This window comes from Streptomyces sp. NPDC001617 (genome assembly GCF_053596855.1).
In genome coordinates this window covers 20,353-39,032 of the sequence record NZ_JBSFHA010000011.1, presented here as the reverse complement: position 1 = coordinate 39,032, position 18,680 = coordinate 20,353, and the positions used below count along the sequence as shown (strand labels likewise).

Here is an 18,680-nt window from a genome sequence, read left to right as displayed (position 1 = left end):
CGCACAGCACGATGACAGAGCAGCCCGGGGACAGGGCGCGATACAGGCTCCTCGTGGTCGAGGACGAACCCAGCATCCGCACCCTGTTGGAGTCCACCCTCCGGCTCACCGGATACGAGGTGAGCGCCGCGGAGAACGGCCAGTCCGCCCTCGTCGAGATCCAACGGCGGGAGCCGCACCTGGTGCTGCTCGACGTGATGCTCCCCGACCTGGACGGCTTCGAGGTCACACAACGATTGCGGGCGGCCGGAAACGACGTACCCGTGCTGTTCCTCACCGCCCGCATCGACGTCGACGACCGCATCACGGGGCTGAGCTCCGGCGGCGACGACTATGTCACGAAGCCGTTCCACATCGACGAAGTGCTGCTCCGCATCGAGGCCATCCTGCGCCGCACGGTCGTCCAGGGTTCGGAGCCGCTCATTGCGGAGACCGTGCTGCGTTACGCCGACCTTGAGCTCGACGAGGGCGCTCACGAGGTGCACCGCGCCGGGCACTACGTTCCGTTGTCGCCGACCGAGTTCAAGCTGCTCGCCTATCTGATGGCCAACCCGGGCCGGGTCCTGACCAAGGCTCAGATTCTCGATCACGTGTGGAGCTACGACTTCGCCGGAGATGCCCGGATCGTCGAGACGTACGTGAGGTACGTGCGCAAGAAGGTCGACCGCCTCGGGCCGCCACTCATCCACACGGTGCGCGGCATCGGCTACTGCCTGCGGCTGCCGCGCGAGCCGGGTGGGACGGCGGAGCCGTGAGCCGGCTGCTGCCCCGAATCCCCGGGTCCCTGCGGCGGCGCCTGATCCTGGCGGCGGCGCTGCTGGCGACGGTCGCCGTCGCCGTCTCCCAGCTCATCGGGTTCTTGGTGCTGCGCTCATGGCTGTTGGACCGGGTCGACCAGCAACTGGCCGACTTCCACCCACCCGGACCGGCTTACTTCGAGGCTCTCAAGGACAACAACCCCGGGGACCGTCCCGACGTCCTGCCCTCGGACTTCCGTGTCTACTTCTACGACGGCTCCGGTCGGCGGATGGCCGTGTCGCTCGGTGCCGACGGCAAGCCAGGTCCACGGATCGGGGATTCGGTGGCGCAGCTCGGTCTGCACGTCGGCCGTCCAGGGACGGTGGCATCCGTCAGCGGCGACAGCCGGTGGAGAGTTCTGCTGAGTTCCGGTCCGCAGGACATGCACGCCGTGGTGGCTCTGCCGCTGGACACCGTCGACGCCACCACGTCCAAGATTCTCTGGCTGAACGCGGTGTTGCTGGTGCTCACCGTCGCCGCCCTGCTCGCGCTGGGCCGCTGGGTGGTACGGCTGGGCCTGCTCCCGCTGACTCGTATGGAGCACACCGCCGAGCGCATCGGAGCGGGGCAACTGGATCTGCGACTCCCCGACATCGATGGGCGCACCGAGATCGGCCGGCTCGGCCGGGTGCTGAACTCCATGCTGGAGAGGCTGCAGTTGGCGCTTCGTGAACGGGAGACATCCGAGGCGCGCATGCGACGTTTCGTCGCCGACGCCGGCCACGAACTGCGCACTCCACTCACCGCCATCCAGGGCTACGCACAGCTCGCACTCCTCCGGGAGCGCCTGTCGGCCCATGAGCAGACCGAGACCCACCAGTTGATCGCCCAGAACGCGGAGCGGATGGGTCTCCTCGTCGACGACCTCCAACTTCTCGCCCAGTTGGACAGGGAACCGTCGTACGACAAAAATCCGGTGGACCTGCTCTCCCTGGCGGCGGACGCCGTGCGGACCGCCGCCCTGCACGGGGCGAGCCATCCGGTCGATCTGGGCCCCCTGTCGGACCCGGCGGGCAACGGCGAACTGGATGTGGTCGAGGCCGTCGGCGACCCCCATCGGCTGAGACAGATCGTCGACAATCTGCTGTCCAACGCCCGTGTCCACACCCCGGCCGGCACTGCGGTCCACGTCAGGGTGGGTGAGACCCGGGTGGGCGTGGACACCTGCGGATCCGACCGCCCGGGGGTCGTTGGCGCGTCACCGCCCCTGCCGGACGGTACGCTTGCCGGCGTGGTGGAAGTGGCGGACGAAGGGCCCGGGCTCACGGCCCAGGACGCCAAGCACGTCTTCGAGCGCTTCTACCGTGCTGACCCTTCCCGCTCCCGCACCCACGGTGGTAGTGGCCTGGGCCTCTCGATTGCCGCCGCGGTCGCGGAAGGCCACGGTGGCCGCCTCGAACTCGACACCGCGCCGGGCAGAGGATGCACCTTCCGCCTTGTCCTCCCCGCGGGGCGTTCGGACGGGCGATCCAGCGGCGTCTCCGGCTGATCGCCGCCGGTCCTGCCACTGTGCGCCGGCCCGCCGGTGGGTGGCGAAGAGGGGGACCCTGATGTACCCAGGCCCTGCTCAGTCACTTCGCTCGGGTCGCCGCCCAGCCGTGCGTCCAGTTGCTACCGCTGTGGCGGCCGTCCGCCCGACGAGCAGGACAGCGCTGGTGACCGATGCGTCCTCTGCCTGGTGTCTGTGGGCTCGACGGTGCCCCACGAGGCTGCCCGCCCATCCCAGCAGGAAGGCGGCCGGGACGGAGACCAGAACCGGGGTGCTGTGGTCGAACCAGGCGAAGTCCGCGTTCGGCAAGAAGGCCTGAGAGCTGCCTGAGGCGGAGGGCGAGGACACGGCAAGGCCGCCACTCAGGATGATTCCGCCGTACACGGCCCACAGCAGCCCCGTTCGGTTGAAGCGGTCCCAGTAGAACGTGTAGAGCAGAACGGGGGCCACGGTCGATGCGGCCACTGCCATGGCGAGCTGAGCCAGGAAAGCGGTTGAGCGTCCCTGCGCCAGTACGGCGAGCAGGATGCCGAGGACGCCGAAGAGCAGGACGGCTATGCGCGCCACCATCAGTTCACGCGTGGGGTCGGACTGCCTGCGCTGAACGAGATGGTGGTACGTGTCCCGGGCCAGGGCGGCGGCCGCTGCCAGCGTGGTGGCGCCCACGACGGCGAGCACGCTGAGAAAGATCGCGCAGGCGAGCGCGGTGAAAAGCAGACGGCTCATGCCACTTCCCAGCCGGTCGTCCAGACTGCTGGCCACGAGCATCAGGGAGTCGTCCGCATTGGACTGCCCGGAGAGAATGGTGTCAGCACCGACTCGGGCCGATGCCCCCATGCCCAGAATGACCACGGTGACGCACACGAGCGCGACGACACCGGTCGCGTACCGGACGGAGCGGCGTGCTGTGGCGGTGTCCCTTGCCGCAGAGACGCGGCTGAGGACGTGAGGCATGCAGACGCCGCCCAGGACGGTCATGACCTGGCCCGCGGCAATGTCCAGACGTGGTGTCGGTCCGACGTTGATGAGGCCACCGGTACTCAGATACCGGCCGGGACGGATGCTGTGCGCGTCCGCGGCGGTGAGCAGGGAGCCGACATCTCCGTGGAAGAGGCGGAGCACGGCCAAGGACGCGAAGATCATGGCCGCGAGCGTGACGGCAGCGGCGATCACCTGTATGACGGTGAGCCCCTTGGCGCCGCTGAGCATGCCGCAGGTGACCACCAGGCCTCCGATGAGCACGGTGCACATCTGCTGCACCCCGATGCCGGAAAACCCGAGGAATGCCGCGGTGACGTTTCCGGCGGCCATGAGCTGAGCCACGAGGTACGGAGCGGTGACCGCGAGGGTGACCACCGCGGCGGCCACCCGAGGCGCGGTGCCCGGCGCCCGGAGCGAGAAGAGGTCGCCGAGGGTGAGGGAGCCGCTGAGCTGCAGAGGGCGTGCCAGCAGAAGGAGGACACCCATCGACAGAAGCACGCTGGTCGCGGCGGTGATGCCGTCGAAGCCGACGGTTGCCACCACACCGGTCACGCTGAGCAGCAAAGATGTCGAGACATAGCATCCCGCCAAGGCCAGGCCGTTCTTCAACGCCGAACCCTGCCGGTCACCGATGTAGAACTCCGACGGAGAGTCTCCGCGCAGGCCCGCGAAGACCGAGCCGAAGAGGGCGAGGACCATGAAGAGCATGAAGGAGCTGAGGACCAAGGCGTAGGGATCATCGGCCGCCGCCGCGAGGAAGGTGCTGCTGTGATTCATCTGAACCCTCCGATCTGCTGGACGGGCACGGCGGTTGCGTTCGCCTCGGCCGGTGCGTGCTGCAGCGGGTCCAGCAGGCGTGCACTGCGATGGTCGAAGCGGCGGGCCGTTGCCAGCAGGGCCACTGCCTGGAGCAGATACAGCGACAGGCCCGCAGACATGTCGGTGCTGAACAGTCGCGTGGCGAGCAGATCGCCAGGGAGCGCGATCAGGGTGACCGCGGTGCCGAAGCACAGGGCGTTGGGTACGAGGTAGGCCAAGTCCAGGTGCACTGCCCGTCGACGCGCTTGGGACAGCGGCGACTGGGCGGCGTGATCGGGGAACCTGTGGTGCTTTGGTGGCTGAGCTGAGAGTCGCATCGCTACCTTCACGTGCTGGTCGGGTGTGGGTCGGTCGGCGGCCGCTCTGGGAGCCGACCCCGAGCCGCAGGGCAGCGCTTGGATAACGGGCGGCAGCGCCTTGCGGCCCGGACGTGGGGGAGGGCTGTCGTCGTCGAGCGGCCGGGGCAGCGGCAACCGCGGCGGAGAGCCGCCGGCGAGGCGTCGACGCAGGCGCAGACGATACCGGAAGCGTTCGTGAATGTCCTCTGATGTGAAACTTGAGTTCTGTCAAGCGGGACAATAGTGTCGGTGGCGTGGAGTGGTTGTATCGCCAGCGCTGAGAGCTGAGCACTCCTGTCGAGGACCGGTGAGCCGGTCGGATGTGTGGAACCAGCCTTTGGTCGGGGTGAGGAGGACCTGTGTGACAGAGCGGCAGCTTTCGTCCGAGCCGCAACCTCGGGTTCCTGCTTGCCTCACCGTGCTGACCCCTTCCGCTCCCGTGTCCGCGGCGACGATGACCTCTTCGGCATGGGCGGAGCGGAGGCACTTCCTGCTGACGCCGGGTGTCGCGGAGGCGGTCCGCTTTCGCTGAGGCGGGGGAAGCAGGCCGCGCCCGGTCAAGGGCCAGGGGCGTGCTCCCTGCGGTATCCAAAGCAAAAGTCCTGTATCAGCGCTGTTTGGGAAGTAGGTTTCCGCATGCCTTACCGGTGGAAGGTCGCCCCCGAGGACCTGTTCGTCGAGCGGTACTGGCAGATGGTGAACAACGGTTTGCCTTCCGCGGACGTCGACACCGTCCGATCGACGGTCACTGACATGTGGCTCGACGAGCCGGGCGGCTGGGTGTACGAGTGGTCGCGACTGGCCGCCGGATATGCGGAGCTTGGTGAGCATCAGCTTGCGGCGCTGGCCTACGGATGGGCGAAGTTTCCCACGCTGGCCGACGACGCCAAGCGTACGGCGCTGGAGCGCCAGCTCAAGCAATACCTGCTTGCCGCTCCCGGTTTCAAGGTCGGGTTTCAGCGCCGGGCCGTCCAGGTGCCCTGCGGCGAGGGGGTCACCGCTGTACCCGCGCACTTTCTCACTCCGCCGGGCTGGTCAGGCAACGCCCCCGTCCTGCTCGCCAGCGGCGGAGTGGACACCTGGAAAATGGATCTGCACGGGCTCTTCGAGGCGGTCGCCCTGCGAACCGGTATGGGCGTGCTGGCCTTCGACATACCGGGCACGGGTGAATGCGCTGGCCCCATGGACTCGGAGGACGGCGCTGACCTGGTGCGCGCCCTGGCCATCGAGGCGCGGGCGCTGGGCAACGGGCGCGTCCTGCATCTCGGCATATCGATGGGCGGTCACTTCTCGGCCTGCTCGGGCCTGGCGGGGGATGTCGACGCGGCGATCGTCATCGGCGGTCCCATCGAAGCGGCATTCGCCCGGGATCGGACCTTCGCGTATGGCATGGAAGGCAGCGTCGGCAATGCGTTGGGGTTCGACCATGAACCGAATGATGCGCAACTGGCCCGGATCTGGCCGCCGTTCGACCTGCGTCCACTGCTCAACCTGAACACGAACGTGCCGATGCTGGTCATCAATGGTGCCGGTGATGTCCATGTTCCACAGCAGGACACCCTTGTCTTCGTCGGCCGCCGGGACACGGAAGTCCACTTGCTTCCAGACACCGGACACTGCGCCGCTTCCAAGATGCCCCAGGTGCTTGAGTTGATGTTCGAATGGATCGACCGCCACCAGCTGTCGTCTGCGGGCAGGTGACGTGTTGGACATCGACCTGGCCGTGCGTCCATAACCCCTGTTAGCGGTTGCCCGCAGTGTTGCGAGTAATTGCCCTTCTTCATGACGGCGCGGAGCGGGGCTCCAAGTCAGCTTGTCGGCTGAGTTGTGACAGATGGCCTCGCCGGCCCCTAGATGGAACGAGTTGCACAGTGACAAAGGTTGTACTGATCCATGGAGCTTGGCACGGAGCTTGGTGCTGGGACGGCGTCGTCGCCGAGTTGCAGCATCGCGGTGTCGAGGCGACAGCCGTCGAACTGCCACTGACCGGCTTTGCCGAGGATGTTGCCGCAGCTCGCTCAGCGATCCAGGCTGCGGGAGGCGACGCGATCGTCGTCGGGCACTCCTACGGTGGGCGGGTGATCACCCAGGCTGCGACCGGCCTTCCTGTGACCCGGCTCGTCTATGTCGCGGCGTTTCTCGGTGATCCGCGCGATGAGGACGTGCCGGCGACAAGCAGCCTCCTCAGCGCGTCACTCCTCATCGACGGACTGGAGCTGAGGGTGGATCCCCAGGCGGCCGCCGCCGTGTTTTACGGCGACGCCGACGCGCAGGCGGCCACCGCCTGGGTCGCGCGCCTGCGCCCCATGCCGCTGGAGGGCCCCAGCGTGTCGGACGCCGAAGCTGCGTGGCGCTCGATTCCGAGCATCTACCTCGTGTGCACGAACGACCAGGCTCTGCCGCCGGTGTCGCAGCGCAAGATGGCAGCGAACGCATCCGAGGTCATCGAGTGGCCCACGGACCACGCGCCGTTCCTGACGCGTCCGGCTGAACTCGCGGAACTGATCGTCGGAGGTACGCCTGACGGTCGCGGCCGCCGCTGAAAGCAGCGTGGTGGCACAACGAACGCAGTGGTGGGGGCGATTGCCGACGTAGCGACTTCTGCGCAGTTGTGGCCACACGAACGTCCCCGGCTGTCCGGCGGCTTCGGCCTCCCACTAGAGGCCAACTCCGTTCCCGGCACGCGTCGTGGTGTGCTTCGTGCTCGCCCTGGCCTTCTTAGCTGGCACTTTCGTAAACACAGCGGCAGCGTCTGCACGTTCGATCGCCCCTTGGTTCGCACGGCGGCCCTCGTGGAGTGCGGGCACACGGGCTCTGGTGGGCTCGGTCTTCGGAGCCGATGACGTCGATGAACTCACTTACGCGTTAGGCCTGTTGGTACACCTGCATGCATCGATGACGCTCCTGCCGACCGACGCCGACTACTACGCGCCCAACTTCTTTCGGGCAGTGCAGGACACTGGGGCCCGTTCCGTGCCGCGCTCCAGCCGCAAGTGGCGCCCGACTGTACGCCGCCGCTGCCCGGCAGCTCCTACTTCACCGCGATCCTGCCGCGCCGCCACCGAGCCAGGGACGACGGGTACGGTCGGCGCCCACGCGGACAACGCGGCCTGTGAAAGATCCACGCGTCCCTGTAACGCGAGACGCTCCCGGGCACCCGTGCCTACGGCGAAGCCGACACAAGAAGCGAACGCCGACGCCCGCCTCCCCAGCCCCACACGGTGACGCACTGTGCACTTCCAGCGGTGCTGCTCTTGTGTGTGGGCGGCTGCGGCGAGGGACCGGAGCGTCGCGGTGGCCCACTCGGTGATCTATTCGGCGTCGCCGCCAGCTTGTGAGGCGGGTTCCGTGTGCGCGGCGCTGGGGGCCCTCTTCAACAGAATGACCGCAGTGCGGGACACGCCTGTCCCGTTTAGCGGTCATCCACCCTTGACTTGCTGGACCCCCTCGGCTTCACTTGTCCTATCGAGCGACATTGCAGTCCTATTATTCAGGACATAACAGCGGGCTTGGTGAGGAGGTCATGCACGATGAGAGACGTTGCAGGCAAGGTCGCGTTCGTTACCGGAGCGGCCAGTGGCATCGGTCTGGGAATAGCCCGAGCCTTCGCGGAAAGCGGTATGAAGGTCATCGTCACTGACGTCAGTGAGGACCACCTGGCCAAGGCCCGCGACCTGTTGACGCAGGCTGGCGGCTCCTTCCACTTCATCCCTCTGGACGTAACCGATCGCATCGATTGGCAGCGGGCGGCGGATGAGGCTGAGCATGTGTTCGGGTACGTCCATGTCCTGGTGAACAACGCGGGGATCAGTTCGCTCGGGCGGATCGCGGAAGCGGGCTACGACGACTGGGACCGGATTCTCGGGGTCGACCTCGGTGGGGTCGTGAACGGCGTGCAGGCTTTCCTGGGCAGGATGCTCGCGCACGGCCAAGGCGGCCACATCATCTCCACGGCGTCCATGGCGGCGCTGACGCCCTTGAACATCTCCGGGATCTACTCGGTGGCCAAGCGCGGAGTGCTGGGCATGATGGAGGCCCTGCGCGCCGAACTGCTCGATTCAGACATAGGCGTATCGGTTCTCTGTCCGGGCCTGACACGCAACAACACCTGGGGGGACCGCTCCCCCCTGCCGTCAAACAGCCCAGGTGGCCCGCCGCTGCCGTCGCGGGGCTCGCCGATGGATGCGGGGATGGAGGCCGTCGAGGTCGGGCGCCGAGTGCTCGAGGGAATGCGTCGGAACGACATGTACGTACTCACCCACGCCGAGTTCCGCGAGGATATCGCGCGGTATTTCGATCCTCTGCTGACGGCCTGTGAGGCAGCGCCCGACCGCGCGCTGCCGGGCGGCGGTCCGCCGCCTGACCTGTGGGGCGCTGTCTACACAGCGCAGGGGCGGACCGGAAACCGCGGTCCGGTCGGGGAGGGAGACTGAGATGCGGGACCTTTCGGGAAAGGTCGCGTTCATCACCGGGGGCGCCTCCGGTATCGGGCTCGGCATGGCGAAGGCGTTATCCCGAGCCGGCATGAAAGTGGTCGTCGTCGATATCAGGGACGACCATCTGGCGGCGGCCGAAGAGACTCTGGCGCGAGGTGGAGCGGAGTTCCACCTCATCAAATTGGACGTGGCCGACCGTGAGGCCTGGTCCAGGGCGGCCGATGAGGCCGAGCGGGTCTTCTCCCGTATCCACGTGTTGTGCAACAACGCGGGAATCGGCGTCCTCACTCCCATCGCACAGGCCACCTGGGAGGACTGGGACTGGTTGCTGGGGGTCAATCTCGGCGGCGTCATCAATGGTGTCACCACTGTTCTGCCGCGAATTCGTGCGCACGGGGAAGGCGGCCATGTGATGGCAACGGCCTCGCTCGGCGGTATCACGGTCGCCGGTGACGGCGGAGTCTATTCCACCGCCAAATTCGGTGTCGTCGCGATGATGGAGTGCCTGCGCGAGGACTTGGCGGCCGAGGACATCGGGGTCACGGTCCTCTGCCCTTCGGCGGTCAACACGAACATCCACGATCACGGCGACATGCGCCCGGAGCGATACCGGGTCGACAGTTCCGACCTCGGGCCGCACGACGCCGGCCCGGACCCTGAGATGTTGAAGGGCATGCTCGCGTCGTTCGGCAGCGATCCGTTGGAGGTTGGCCGTCAGGTACTACACGCCATCCGCCACGACGAGCCCTACGTGTTCACCGAACGCATGGCCAAGGGCCTGATCGAACTCCGGCGGGAGGCGCTCCTCGCCCTGATACCGGATGAAGAACCCGATCTCGAACGCCTCGCGGCCGACAGGGCGATGCGCCGCGCCCTCACCGAATTGTTTGGCTGAAGCACCGGTCCGTTCTCGCCGACCCTGCTCTCGGTCTTCTCGTGTCGGGCTTACACGCGCGACAACCAGTAATCGATTTCTCGGAGGCAGCAGCATGCACATAGGAATAGCCACAGGTCTTCAGCACTATGGTCCGGACGGCGAGGAGGCCGACTACCCGGACGGCCAGTTCATACGCGAGGAGGTGGAACGGTGGGTGCTCGCGGAGGAGTTGGGTCTGGACTCGGTCTGGCTCACTGAGCACCACTTCACCCGCCACTCCCTCGCTCCGGACCCTCTGATGTTCCTGTCCTATCTCGCCGGCCGCACGCGGCGGATCCGGTTGGGTACCCAGGTGCTCGTCCTGCCCTGGCACGACCCGGTCCGTCTGGCCGAACAGATCATCACCCTCGACGAGGTGTCCGACGGCCGGGCGATCATCGGACTCGGGCGTGGCATGGCGCCGCGCGAGTACAAGGGCCTGCGCATTGACCCGGAGGCAGCGCGACAGCGCTACGACGAGATGCTGCAGCTCCTCGTGGACGGACTGGAGACGGGCGTGATGGAGGGCGGCGAGTTCTTCCAGCAGCCGCGGGTGGAGCTGCGCCCGCGACCGGGCCGTTCGTTCAAGGGGCGGTTGTTCGCGGCCCTCGGCTCTCCCGACAGCCAGCGCCAGGCCGGCCGGCTGGGACTGGGGCAGCTGACGACCACCACACTTCCGTTCAAGGTGCCCGAAGGCGGGCTGCCGATCGACAGTTACCTGAACGCATGGCGGGAAGCGCACGCCCCCGACAACAAGCCTCCGGCGCCTTTCGCCTCAAGCATCATCGTGGTGGACGAGAGCGCGGACCGTGCGCAGGAGATCGCCCGCCTGTACGGGGGCAACGCGCAGCGCGTCGGCATCTGGCACTACCAGATGCGTGGCCGTCCGGCCTACGGGCCCATCCCGGCGATCGAGACCGACGAGGACGTGGAGCGCATGGTGGACGGCTTCGTCTCGCAGATCATCGCGGGTACCCCGGACCAGGTGCTGAAACGACTGGAGGAGACGCGCGACCAGATCCATCCGCAGGGAATGTTCCCGCAGCTGTTCTTCGGCGGGATGCCTCACGATGAGGCGGTGCGTAACATGCGGTGCTTCGCCGAGCACTGCGTGCCGGAGATCAAGAGCTGGCCGGCGTGCAGCAGCATCGACGGGGATGCCACGGAATCCGCGGCGGTCGCCAGTGAGGCCGGTGTGCGATGACTACATCCGAACCGGTCCAGGTGAGCGGGCTTGACGGGACGTTGTTCCGAGCGGAAGCCATCGCGCCCGAAACAGCCGAGTTCAACCTGCGACTTCGCGAGCTGGTGAAGGGCGGGCCCGGTCCCGAGGCGGGGGGCGGCATTCCGATGCCTCCCACACAGCCTTCGGAGCGGGCACGCACCATCCGGATAGCGGGGCGGGGCGGTCACGAACTGGCTTTGCGGGTCATCGCTCCGGACCGCCCCAAGGGCGTCTACCTGAACTTCCACGGCGGCGGGTTCGTCAGTGGCAGCGCGGCGCAGTCGGATCAGGAGCTGGAGCGGATCGCGCGGAACACCGGGCTCGCCTGCATCGATGTGGACTACCGGCTGGCGCCCGCGCACCCTCACCCCGCGGCATGGGATGACGCCGAGTCCGCGGCGCTGTGGCTGATCGAGAATGCGAAGTCGGAGTTCGGCACCGATGCGCTCGCGATCGGTGGCCTGTCGGCGGGCGCGACACTCGCGGCCTCCGTCCTGGTCCGGCTGCGCGAGCGCCTTGGGTCCACCGGGTTCCAGGCGGCGAACCTGGTCTTCGGGAATTTCGACCTCTCGATGACCCCGAGCCAGACCCTGCTCGGCGCCAACGCGCTGCCGGTTTCGGTGGACATGATCCGAGCGTGCACGAACGCGGTCGCGCCCCTGAGCGAACAACGCCAGGATCCGGATCTGTCGCCTCTGTTCGCGGACCTGCGGGATCTTCCGATGGCGTTGTTCACGGTAGGCACTCTGGATCCGTTCCTGGACGACTCGTTGTTCATGCACGCCCGCTGGATCGCGGCCGGCAACGAGGCCGAAATAGCTGTCTATCCCGGCGGCGGGCATGTCTTCACCGCAGCCCCCATCCCTCTCGCGGACCAGGCGAACGACCGCATCGATGCCTTTCTCCGCCAGGTCGGGCGCGGGCCGGAGGCGCCTGCCCCCGAAGTCCGTCGGCAGTGACCACATCGCTGTTGACGAGCCCAGGGCAGCCAACGACGAGCGCCCTGGGCAGGCTGTCCGGGCGAAGTCACCCTTCTGCTCATCGAAGTGAGCGTGGAGAGCGGCAGTGGCTGCCTGGCCCGGCTGCTGACGCGGGGACCGGTCCCGCGCTCAGTAGCAGGGCCAGGCCCTCATGGGCGCCCGCGACAGGGCGGGGAAACGAGCACTCGGAGGTGTAGTGATGACGGCGATTTCCACGACGAGCAGCTCTGAGAGCAGCTTTGATTCGGGCTACCTGTCACGGATGTTCCGCGACGCGATGGCCCAAGTCGTCACGCCGGTAACGGTCGTGACGGGAATCCAGGAGGGAGTTCCGCACGGTACAACGGTCAGCGCGTTCGCGTCCCTGTCGCTTTCCCCTCCGATGGTTCTCGTCTCCCTGGACCGGACGAGTGAGCTGTTGAGCATCGTGGGTCGGTCCGGCCGGTTCGGCGTCAACGTGCTGGGCTCGGCGCACTCGGATGTCGCCCTGCGCTTCGCCCGCAAGGGCGGGGCCGCCAAGTTCGCGGACACCCGATGGCTGCTCGACCATGGACTGCCGCGACTACCGAACGCGCTCGGCTGGCTGGCGTGTGAGACCGAGTCGATGGCCGACGGCGGGGACCATATGGTGCTGCTGGGCAAGGTCCTGCACGCCGACCATCGCGACGGCGCGCCCTTGACTTACTACGCGCGAAGGTTCGGCACCCACACGGTGCTGGACGGCGACCCGTGATCGTGGAGGAACCGGAGTGAACTCCGCCCAGATGGCGCCGAAGGTGGCTCGGCTCGTCGCGGAACGTAGTGGTGTCGCGCTGACCCGACGGGCGAGTGAGCTTCAGGCGGCTCGGCCGATCGCACATCGCGTCCTGGCCAACTGCGTAGCCATCCGCTATGCACGCCACGGGAACGTCGGTAGCCGCTGTGCCGCGGGCCCGGCGCTGTACGAGGTGCCGCTGTGGATGGCCTCGGCGTGGCCGTCCACCGATACCGCCCTGCACGGCAGATGGCCACAGCGCATGACCTGGGCCCGACTCCACGCACGGGGCCTTCTGCGCACCGTTGAACGCGTCTCCTGCAGGGCACGCGGCGTTCTGCCTGTGGGTCAATGAAGTGATCGGCAGGCCTGCCCCTCGGGACTGGTACGCCCGCACGTTCAGCCAGCCCTGGTGCTCACCCGTGGCCGTCGGGATATGGGTTGACAGGCCGGTCAAAAGTTGAGGCTGAGGCGGGGTCAGGTCAATGGTTCTGTCGTTTCCCCTTGGGTTCTGTGTGACTGGAGGAGTCGTGACGTGGGCAGGCCGGGCATGGGTCTGCGCCGGGTCGTATCCCGGGGTGGATGCGACCCGGCGCGGTGACGGGAGCCGAGCTGTATGACGGGAGGTCGGTTCCGGTCACGTCAGGGGTGTCACCGGTGGTGAGGTGACGTCAGGTAGTGCTGCCTGAGGAGTTCCCTGCCGTAGTCGTTGCCGTTGGGGGTGCGGATGATGGAGTGGACGTGCTTCTGCGTCGCGCCGCTGCCCTGCGTGGCGCCGTAGGCGCCGGCCAGCGGGCCCGGAGCTTGGCAGTCGACCTCGACCCAGACGACGGGGCTGTGGACGCGGACGTAGAAGGCGGAGTCGTCGGCGATGCCGCCGGCCCAGGTGACGTAGGTGTCGGAGATGTGCTGGGCGACCTCCGACATCCGTACCTTCGCGGTGTCCGCCTTGGCGCGGCCCACGAACGCCTCGACGATGCCGAGGAGCTTCTTGCGCTGGGCGGCGGTCAGCTTGCTGCCCTTCAGGCCCGTGTACTCCTGGACGGTGTTGTCGGAGAAGGCGCCGGCCTTCATCGATTCGTTGGACTTGGTCGTCGACTCGATCGCGACAGTCTGCTGGTCCGCGGTGAGGGAGTTGATGAAGGCCAGTGACGCGACGACCTCCTCGTGGCAGACGGTGACCGTCTCGCCGTCGATCTCCATCGAGGTCGGTTCCGAGCCCCAGAAGCAGGGGCTCATGACGACCTGGCTGCCGAGGACGAAGTAGTTGATGACGAGGTGGTGGCCGTCGAACTGGAAGCCCCAGGGCTCGGTCGCCGACGGGGTGCCCATCACGGTCCAGTAGTAGGCGTCCTCGTTGAAGGAGTTCGTGTTGCCGATCGCCTCCCCGGCCGCCTGGTTGATCTTCCGGATCTTCTCGGTGGTCTCGAGGCCGTCGGCGCTGAGCGCGGCCTTCAGCAGGGCGGTGCCGAGGGCCTTCTGGTCGTCGCTGAGGTCGGCGAGGGACACGCCCTGGCGCTCGTAGGAGTCGATGTTGCTCCACAGCCGCCACTCGGTGGAGTGGATGGTGAACTGCGTGGACGTCTTCTGGTCGTCGGTGAGGCCGGCCAGGAAGGCGTTCGCGGCCGCGATGACGGGGGCGGTGGCGACCTTCGTGGAGTGGATCGTGAACAGGTCGTCGATCCGCTTGCCGTCGGTGGTGAGGCCGAAGAAGTCCTCGGTGATCGTCTGGTTGCCGGGGCCTCCGGCACCGCTGCCCGGTCCGCCGCTGGGGGCACCGCTCGGGGCCGCGGAGGCGTCGGTGGTGACGTCGTCGGCCATCGCGGCCCAGGCGCCGGCGCCACCCATGGTCACGACGGCTGTGGCACCGCTGGCGAAGAAGACCTTCCGCATGAAGTTACGGCGGCTCGCGTGAGCGCGGCGGCCGGACTCGGACTGCGGCTCCTCGGCGGTCGGCTCCCCGGTGTCGAGCTCGGTCATCGTCGCTCGTTCCCTTCGTCATGGGCGCGTCCACGCTGGACGGCCGTCGGCGATCACTGTGGAGGACCGAACTGAGGCTCACCTGAAGCGGTGGGCGACATCGTCGGCGGAGCACCTGAGCGGACGGCTGGAGAGTGGCTCTGAGCTGGGTTTCTGTGGAACCGCTTAGAGTCCTTGACCGGGACGGGAACCGCCCTCGGGAGCGGCGTCGGCGCGAGGCAGAGTCACCGTGAACTCCGTGTCTCCCGGTTCGCTCTCGACGTGGATGCGGCCTCCGTGTGCCTCCGAGACAGCCGCTGCGATGGCCAGGCCCAACCCCGAGCCGCTCTCCGAGCCGAGCGCGCGGGAACGGGAGGCGTCACCCCGGGAGAAGCGATCGAAAACCGAGGGGAGGAGGTCCGGTGGGATGCCGGGACCGTTGTCCTGGACGCGGATGACGCATTCTTCCTCGGTCGTTTCCACGCTGACGGTGATCTTCGTGCCTGCGGGCGTGTGCAGGCGGGCGTTGGCCAGGAGGTTGGCCACCACTTGGTGGAGCCGGGACTGATCGCCGATGACCGAGGCGTGGCCGTCCGGTAGGCGTAGCGCGAGGCGCCAGTCGTGGTCGGCTCCGGCCGCCCGCGCGTCCCACACCGCCTCGGCGACCAGGGTTGCGAGGTTCACCTCGGTCGACAGCAGCGGTCGCCCCTCGTCGAGGCGGGCGAGCAGCAGAAGGTCCTCGACCAGTCCCGTCATGCGCGCCGACTGGGCGGTGACACGCTGCCAGGCGAGTTCAGGGGGGATCTGCTGGTCTCCGTGGTTCATGAGCTCGGCGTATCCGGCGATCGAGGCGAGCGGGGTGCGCAGTTCGTGACTGGCGTCGGCGAGGAGACGCCGCATGCGTTCCTCGGTGCGCTGACGCTCGCCGAGCGAGGACTCGACATGGTCGATGAGACGGTTGAGCACCACGCCGACCTGGCCGGCCTCGGTACCGGGGTCGGTGTCCGACGTCGGGACACGGGTGAGCCCGGCGACTTCGCCGCGGTCCAGCGGCACCCGGGCGACTTCGGCGGCGGTGGCGGCGACCCGGCCGAGAGGGCGCAGCTGGCGTCGGATGACTGTCGTGGTGGTGGCGGCCGCGGCCGCCAGGCCGATGGAGGCGATGACGGTTTCGACGATGACCAGACGGTCCAGGACGCGCTGTATGCCGGCGGTCGGGAGCCCGGCCAGAACGGGTTCGCCGTCCCCGCCGATGGCGGTCACTCGGTAGGTGCCGAGGCCGGGGATGGTGCGGGTGTGCAGTGATCCGTTCGGGAGGATCCCGTCCAGGGCCGCACGCTGGGCCGCGGTGAGCATCCGCTGGTGTCCGTCCTCGGTCACCCGCTCGGCGGCGACGATCCGATCGTCGACGAACCGGGCCGCGACGGTACCCGTGGGCTGTCCGCGCTCGTTGAGGAAACCCAGGTCCGTGGCGTCGCCCGGCCGGTGCTGCAACCCGCCCTGGCTTCGCTCGGCGGCGTCCGTGACGCGCTGGTCCAGATCTTCGTAGAGATAGACCTGCTGGACGGCCACCGTGGTGAGTGCCATGGCCCCGCAGACGACGGCCATGGTCACGGACACGAAGAGCACCAGGCGGAACCGCAACGAGTGCCTTCCCAGGCCGGGGCGGGACCGGCCACCCGTGCGGCGCAGGAGGCTTCTCATGCTCTGTTGTCCGCGGCTCTGATCGAGTAACCGACGCCGCGCACGGTGCGGATCATCGGGGCCCGCCCTTTGTCGATCTTCGAGCGGAGCCCGTAGATGTACACCTCGACCAGGTTTCCCTCGCCGTCGAAGGAGGCGTTCCAGACGTGGTCGAGGATCTGTGTCTTGCTGAGCACCTGGTGGGGGTGGTCCATGAGGAAGCGGAGCAGGTCGAACTCCTTGGCGGTGAGCGGGATCGGTGTGCCGCCCCGCTGTACCTCGTGGGTCTTCTCGGCCAGTACGAGGTCGCCCAGCACCCGTACGGACTCGTCATGCTCGGACGTTTCGGGGTGTCCCGCACGACGGAGCAGCCCGCGCAGGCGGAGCATGACCTCCTCCAGTGAGAACGGTTTGGTCACATAGTCGTCCGCGCCCGTGGACAGTCCGTCGAGCCGGTGTTCGAGCGCGTCCCGGGCGGTGAGCATCAGCACGGGCAGTCGGTGGTGCTCGCTCCGGAGATGGCGCAGGACCTGAAGGCCGTCCATGCCGGGCAGCATTCCGTCGAGGATGACGATGTCAGGGGCGCAGTCCCGTGCGATGCGCAGCGCGCTGTGCCCGTCCCGCGCAGGGAAGGGTCGCCATCCGGCCGCGGTCACGGCCGCGGACAGCAACTCGGTCAGTTCGGGCTCGTCGTCGACGATCAGCACGCGAACCGTGCCCTCGCGGGTTCCTGAGGTGCCAGACATGGTTCGACATTGTGGCAGCACTCGGTCGATCGGCCGGCGGCCGGTGAGCCGGACCACGCCTGCTCGCGCCGCTGCGCTACCCCGGCCAGTACGTCGATGCGGAAACGGGGCTGCACTACAACAACCGCTACTACGACCCCGACCTCGGCCGCTACACCACACCCGATCCTCTGGGACTGGCCCCAGCCGTCAACCACTACACCTACGTCCCCAACCCCTTCACCCTCGCCGGCTGCACGGCCGATCCGACCTGGGCGGGCGGGTCACCTTAACCCGCGACGAGCACGGGCGCCCCTACGAGATGAACGCCGTCATCACCAGGGACATGCTCGACGAGGGCACCCACGCCAGGAACTCGCTGGAGCCGCCCGGCTTCCTCGGCGGCGACTACAACCAGGCCCGCGGCCACCTGCTGGCCCGGATGCTCGGCGGATCCGGCGACACCCTTGTCAACACCCGAACCAAGAAGATCATGCGGCAGATGCACGGCCGAGCAGGATTCGACCTCCTCCGTCACCGCATCCTCCTGCAATAAGGAGAACGCACCGTCACCACCCACTACGGAACAGAGCCGAACGTCTTACAGTCCCCCCTGGCTGCGTCCAGCCCTGGTGAGGCACGTATCGGCTGAGCCGAACCCGCCCTGCGCCGCTTGAGGAAGCGTCAGGGCGCGGTGCAGGTGTTGGTCATGGTGCCGAGTCCCTCGATGGTGGAGCACAGCACCCCGCCGGGGGCCATGAACCGGGGAGGCTTACAGGCGAGGCCGACACCTGAGGGGGTGCCGGTGAAGATCAGGTCCGCCGGCAGTAGTTCGCACACGCCGGACAGGTAGCTGATCAGGGTAGGGATGTCGAAGATCAGATCGCGAGTGCGGCCTTTCTGGACGGTGTCACCGTCATAGGTGGAGGACAGCGCGAGATCGGATGGGTCATCGAGTTCGTCGAGAGTGGTCAGCCAGGGGCCGATCGGGCTGAACGCCTTGTGGCTCTTGCCGAGACCGAACTGCGGAGGGGTTCCGCTCAGCTGCTTGGTGCGCTCGGAGATGTCCTGCCCGACACAGAACCCGGCGACATGGTCGAAGGCCTTGTCAGCGGGGATGTCGCGGCCGCCTTCGCCGATGACGACGACGAGTTCGAGCTCCCAGTCACAGGTATCGGTAGGCAGCGGTATCTTCGCGGCGGGCCCGGCCAGGCTGGAGGGGAACTTGGTGAAGACCAGCGGTGCCTCGGGGACGGGCGTGTCGGTCTCGGCGGTGTGGTCGACATAGTTCAGGCCGATTGCGAAGATCTGCCGCGGGTCGGTGACGGGAGGGCCGAGCCTGCTGGCGTCGGCTTTCAGCGTGGCCAGTGTCGTCCTGGTGTCCGGCTCAGGGCGGGTGGCGGCGAGCCAGCGGCGGATCTCCCTGATCCGGGAGACGACCGCGTCCGGCGAGGCAGAGAAGTGGCCGCCGGAGGCGGTGTGCAGGTCGATGACGCCTTCGGGCGTGACAACCACGGCGCGCCCGTCCAGGTTGGCGAGTTTCATGGGGGCCTTTCGGAAGAGGAGGGCCGGCGGCG

General features: G+C 67.7%; 17 protein-coding genes. 11 read left to right on the top strand and 6 right to left on the bottom strand.

Annotated elements, in window-relative coordinates:
• The first annotated feature begins 11 nt into the window (after positions 1 to 11).
• Both ACWC09_RS11290 and ACWC09_RS11285 read left to right on the top strand, forming a co-directional pair.
• Positions 12 to 755, top strand: coding sequence for a response regulator transcription factor (locus ACWC09_RS11290; RefSeq protein WP_232033572.1), 744 nt, complete (start codon positions 12 to 14; stop codon positions 753 to 755).
• Complete coding sequence (locus tag ACWC09_RS11285) at positions 752 to 2,287, top strand: sensor histidine kinase (protein ID WP_450850282.1); 1,536 nt, start codon at positions 752 to 754, stop codon at positions 2,285 to 2,287. Before ACWC09_RS11290 ends, ACWC09_RS11285 begins: the two co-directional genes overlap by 4 nt.
• A 78-nt stretch (positions 2,288 to 2,365) precedes the next feature.
• Here the strand turns inward: ACWC09_RS11285 and ACWC09_RS11280 are convergent, their stop codons facing one another.
• Complete coding sequence (locus tag ACWC09_RS11280) at positions 2,366 to 4,045, bottom strand: sodium:solute symporter family transporter (protein WP_232033574.1); 1,680 nt, start codon at positions 4,043 to 4,045, stop codon at positions 2,366 to 2,368.
• Positions 4,042 to 4,317 (bottom strand): hypothetical protein, encoded by a 276-nt coding sequence (locus tag ACWC09_RS11275; RefSeq protein ID WP_450850281.1) that lies wholly within the window; start codon positions 4,315 to 4,317, stop codon positions 4,042 to 4,044. The genes ACWC09_RS11280 and ACWC09_RS11275 overlap by 4 nt, the downstream gene beginning before the upstream one ends.
• A 744-nt stretch (positions 4,318 to 5,061) precedes the next feature.
• Here ACWC09_RS11275 and ACWC09_RS11270 point away from each other — a divergent pair.
• The 7 genes from ACWC09_RS11270 (at position 5,062) to ACWC09_RS11240 (ending at position 12,715) form a co-directional block, all read left to right on the top strand.
• Positions 5,062 to 6,126: an alpha/beta hydrolase family protein gene (locus ACWC09_RS11270; RefSeq protein ID WP_232033576.1), complete on the top strand. Its 1,065-nt coding sequence runs from the start codon at positions 5,062 to 5,064 to the stop codon at positions 6,124 to 6,126.
• Positions 6,127 to 6,296: 170 nt separating this feature from the next.
• Entirely contained in the window at positions 6,297 to 6,968 is a 672-nt protein-coding gene (locus ACWC09_RS11265) for an alpha/beta hydrolase (RefSeq protein WP_450850280.1), read from the top strand.
• A 987-nt stretch (positions 6,969 to 7,955) separates the two neighbouring features.
• Positions 7,956 to 8,858, top strand: a complete 903-nt coding sequence (locus ACWC09_RS11260; RefSeq protein WP_450850279.1) for an SDR family NAD(P)-dependent oxidoreductase — start codon at positions 7,956 to 7,958, stop codon at positions 8,856 to 8,858.
• A gap of 1 nt (position 8,859) precedes the next feature.
• Positions 8,860 to 9,756: an SDR family NAD(P)-dependent oxidoreductase gene (locus ACWC09_RS11255; RefSeq protein WP_381334195.1), complete on the top strand. Its 897-nt coding sequence runs from the start codon at positions 8,860 to 8,862 to the stop codon at positions 9,754 to 9,756.
• Positions 9,757 to 9,850: 94 nt separating this feature from the next.
• Positions 9,851 to 10,981 carry an LLM class flavin-dependent oxidoreductase gene (locus tag ACWC09_RS11250; RefSeq protein ID WP_450850278.1) on the top strand — a complete coding sequence of 377 codons (1,131 nt, stop codon included), beginning with the start codon at positions 9,851 to 9,853 and terminating at the stop codon, positions 10,979 to 10,981.
• Positions 10,982 to 11,001: 20 nt separating this feature from the next.
• The gene (locus ACWC09_RS11245) at positions 11,002 to 11,961 is read left to right on the top strand and encodes an alpha/beta hydrolase (protein ID WP_450850277.1); all 960 of its coding nucleotides are present in this window, start codon (positions 11,002 to 11,004) and stop codon (positions 11,959 to 11,961) included.
• A gap of 220 nt (positions 11,962 to 12,181) precedes the next feature.
• Positions 12,182 to 12,715 carry a flavin reductase family protein gene (locus ACWC09_RS11240; RefSeq protein ID WP_232033582.1) on the top strand — a complete coding sequence of 178 codons (534 nt, stop codon included), beginning with the start codon at positions 12,182 to 12,184 and terminating at the stop codon, positions 12,713 to 12,715.
• Between the two features lie 672 nt (positions 12,716 to 13,387).
• On the opposite strand, the gene ACWC09_RS11235 is transcribed toward ACWC09_RS11240, so the two are convergent.
• The 3 genes from ACWC09_RS11235 to ACWC09_RS11225 all read right to left on the bottom strand — a co-directional run bounded on the left by ACWC09_RS11235 (position 13,388) and on the right by ACWC09_RS11225 (position 17,124).
• A complete protein-coding gene (locus ACWC09_RS11235) occupies positions 13,388 to 14,716 on the bottom strand; it encodes a DUF3500 domain-containing protein (RefSeq protein ID WP_450850276.1) in 1,329 nt (442 codons plus the stop codon).
• 165 nt (positions 14,717 to 14,881) lie between these two features.
• Complete coding sequence (locus ACWC09_RS11230; protein WP_450850275.1) at positions 14,882 to 16,399, bottom strand: sensor histidine kinase; 1,518 nt, start codon at positions 16,397 to 16,399, stop codon at positions 14,882 to 14,884.
• Positions 16,396 to 17,124 (bottom strand): response regulator transcription factor, encoded by a 729-nt coding sequence (locus ACWC09_RS11225; RefSeq protein WP_232033585.1) that lies wholly within the window; start codon positions 17,122 to 17,124, stop codon positions 16,396 to 16,398. The genes ACWC09_RS11230 and ACWC09_RS11225 overlap by 4 nt, the downstream gene beginning before the upstream one ends.
• 59 nt (positions 17,125 to 17,183) lie before the next feature.
• On the opposite strand from ACWC09_RS11225, the gene ACWC09_RS11220 reads away from it, so the two are divergent.
• A complete protein-coding gene (locus ACWC09_RS11220) occupies positions 17,184 to 17,396 on the top strand; it encodes an RHS repeat-associated core domain-containing protein (RefSeq protein ID WP_450850360.1) in 213 nt (70 codons plus the stop codon).
• Positions 17,397 to 17,425: 29 nt separating this feature from the next.
• Positions 17,426 to 17,659, top strand: a complete 234-nt coding sequence (locus tag ACWC09_RS11215) for a hypothetical protein (protein WP_232033602.1) — start codon at positions 17,426 to 17,428, stop codon at positions 17,657 to 17,659.
• A gap of 128 nt (positions 17,660 to 17,787) precedes the next feature.
• Here ACWC09_RS11215 and ACWC09_RS11210 read toward each other — a convergent pair whose 3' ends face one another.
• On the bottom strand, positions 17,788 to 18,648 hold the full coding sequence (locus ACWC09_RS11210; RefSeq protein ID WP_232033586.1) for a fumarylacetoacetate hydrolase family protein: 861 nt from the start codon (positions 18,646 to 18,648) through the stop codon (positions 17,788 to 17,790).
• Positions 18,649 to 18,680: the final 32 nt, after the last annotated feature.

Coding starts and splice junctions, on each gene's coding strand:
- ACWC09_RS11250 (WP_450850278.1), top strand. CDS start 9,851: ATGCACATAGGAATAGCCACAGGTCTTCAGCACTATGGTCCGGACGGC.
- ACWC09_RS11255 (WP_381334195.1), top strand. CDS start 8,860: ATGCGGGACCTTTCGGGAAAGGTCGCGTTCATCACCGGGGGCGCCTCC.
- ACWC09_RS11280 (WP_232033574.1), bottom strand. CDS start 4,045: ATGAATCACAGCAGCACCTTCCTCGCGGCGGCGGCCGATGATCCCTAC.
- ACWC09_RS11235 (WP_450850276.1), bottom strand. CDS start 14,716: ATGACCGAGCTCGACACCGGGGAGCCGACCGCCGAGGAGCCGCAGTCC.
- ACWC09_RS11225 (WP_232033585.1), bottom strand. CDS start 17,124: ATGTCTGGCACCTCAGGAACCCGCGAGGGCACGGTTCGCGTGCTGATC.
- ACWC09_RS11260 (WP_450850279.1), top strand. CDS start 7,956: ATGAGAGACGTTGCAGGCAAGGTCGCGTTCGTTACCGGAGCGGCCAGT.
- ACWC09_RS11210 (WP_232033586.1), bottom strand. CDS start 18,648: ATGAAACTCGCCAACCTGGACGGGCGCGCCGTGGTTGTCACGCCCGAA.
- ACWC09_RS11215 (WP_232033602.1), top strand. CDS start 17,426: ATGAACGCCGTCATCACCAGGGACATGCTCGACGAGGGCACCCACGCC.
- ACWC09_RS11290 (WP_232033572.1), top strand. CDS start 12: ATGACAGAGCAGCCCGGGGACAGGGCGCGATACAGGCTCCTCGTGGTC.
- ACWC09_RS11230 (WP_450850275.1), bottom strand. CDS start 16,399: ATGAGAAGCCTCCTGCGCCGCACGGGTGGCCGGTCCCGCCCCGGCCTG.
- ACWC09_RS11240 (WP_232033582.1), top strand. CDS start 12,182: ATGACGGCGATTTCCACGACGAGCAGCTCTGAGAGCAGCTTTGATTCG.
- ACWC09_RS11270 (WP_232033576.1), top strand. CDS start 5,062: ATGCCTTACCGGTGGAAGGTCGCCCCCGAGGACCTGTTCGTCGAGCGG.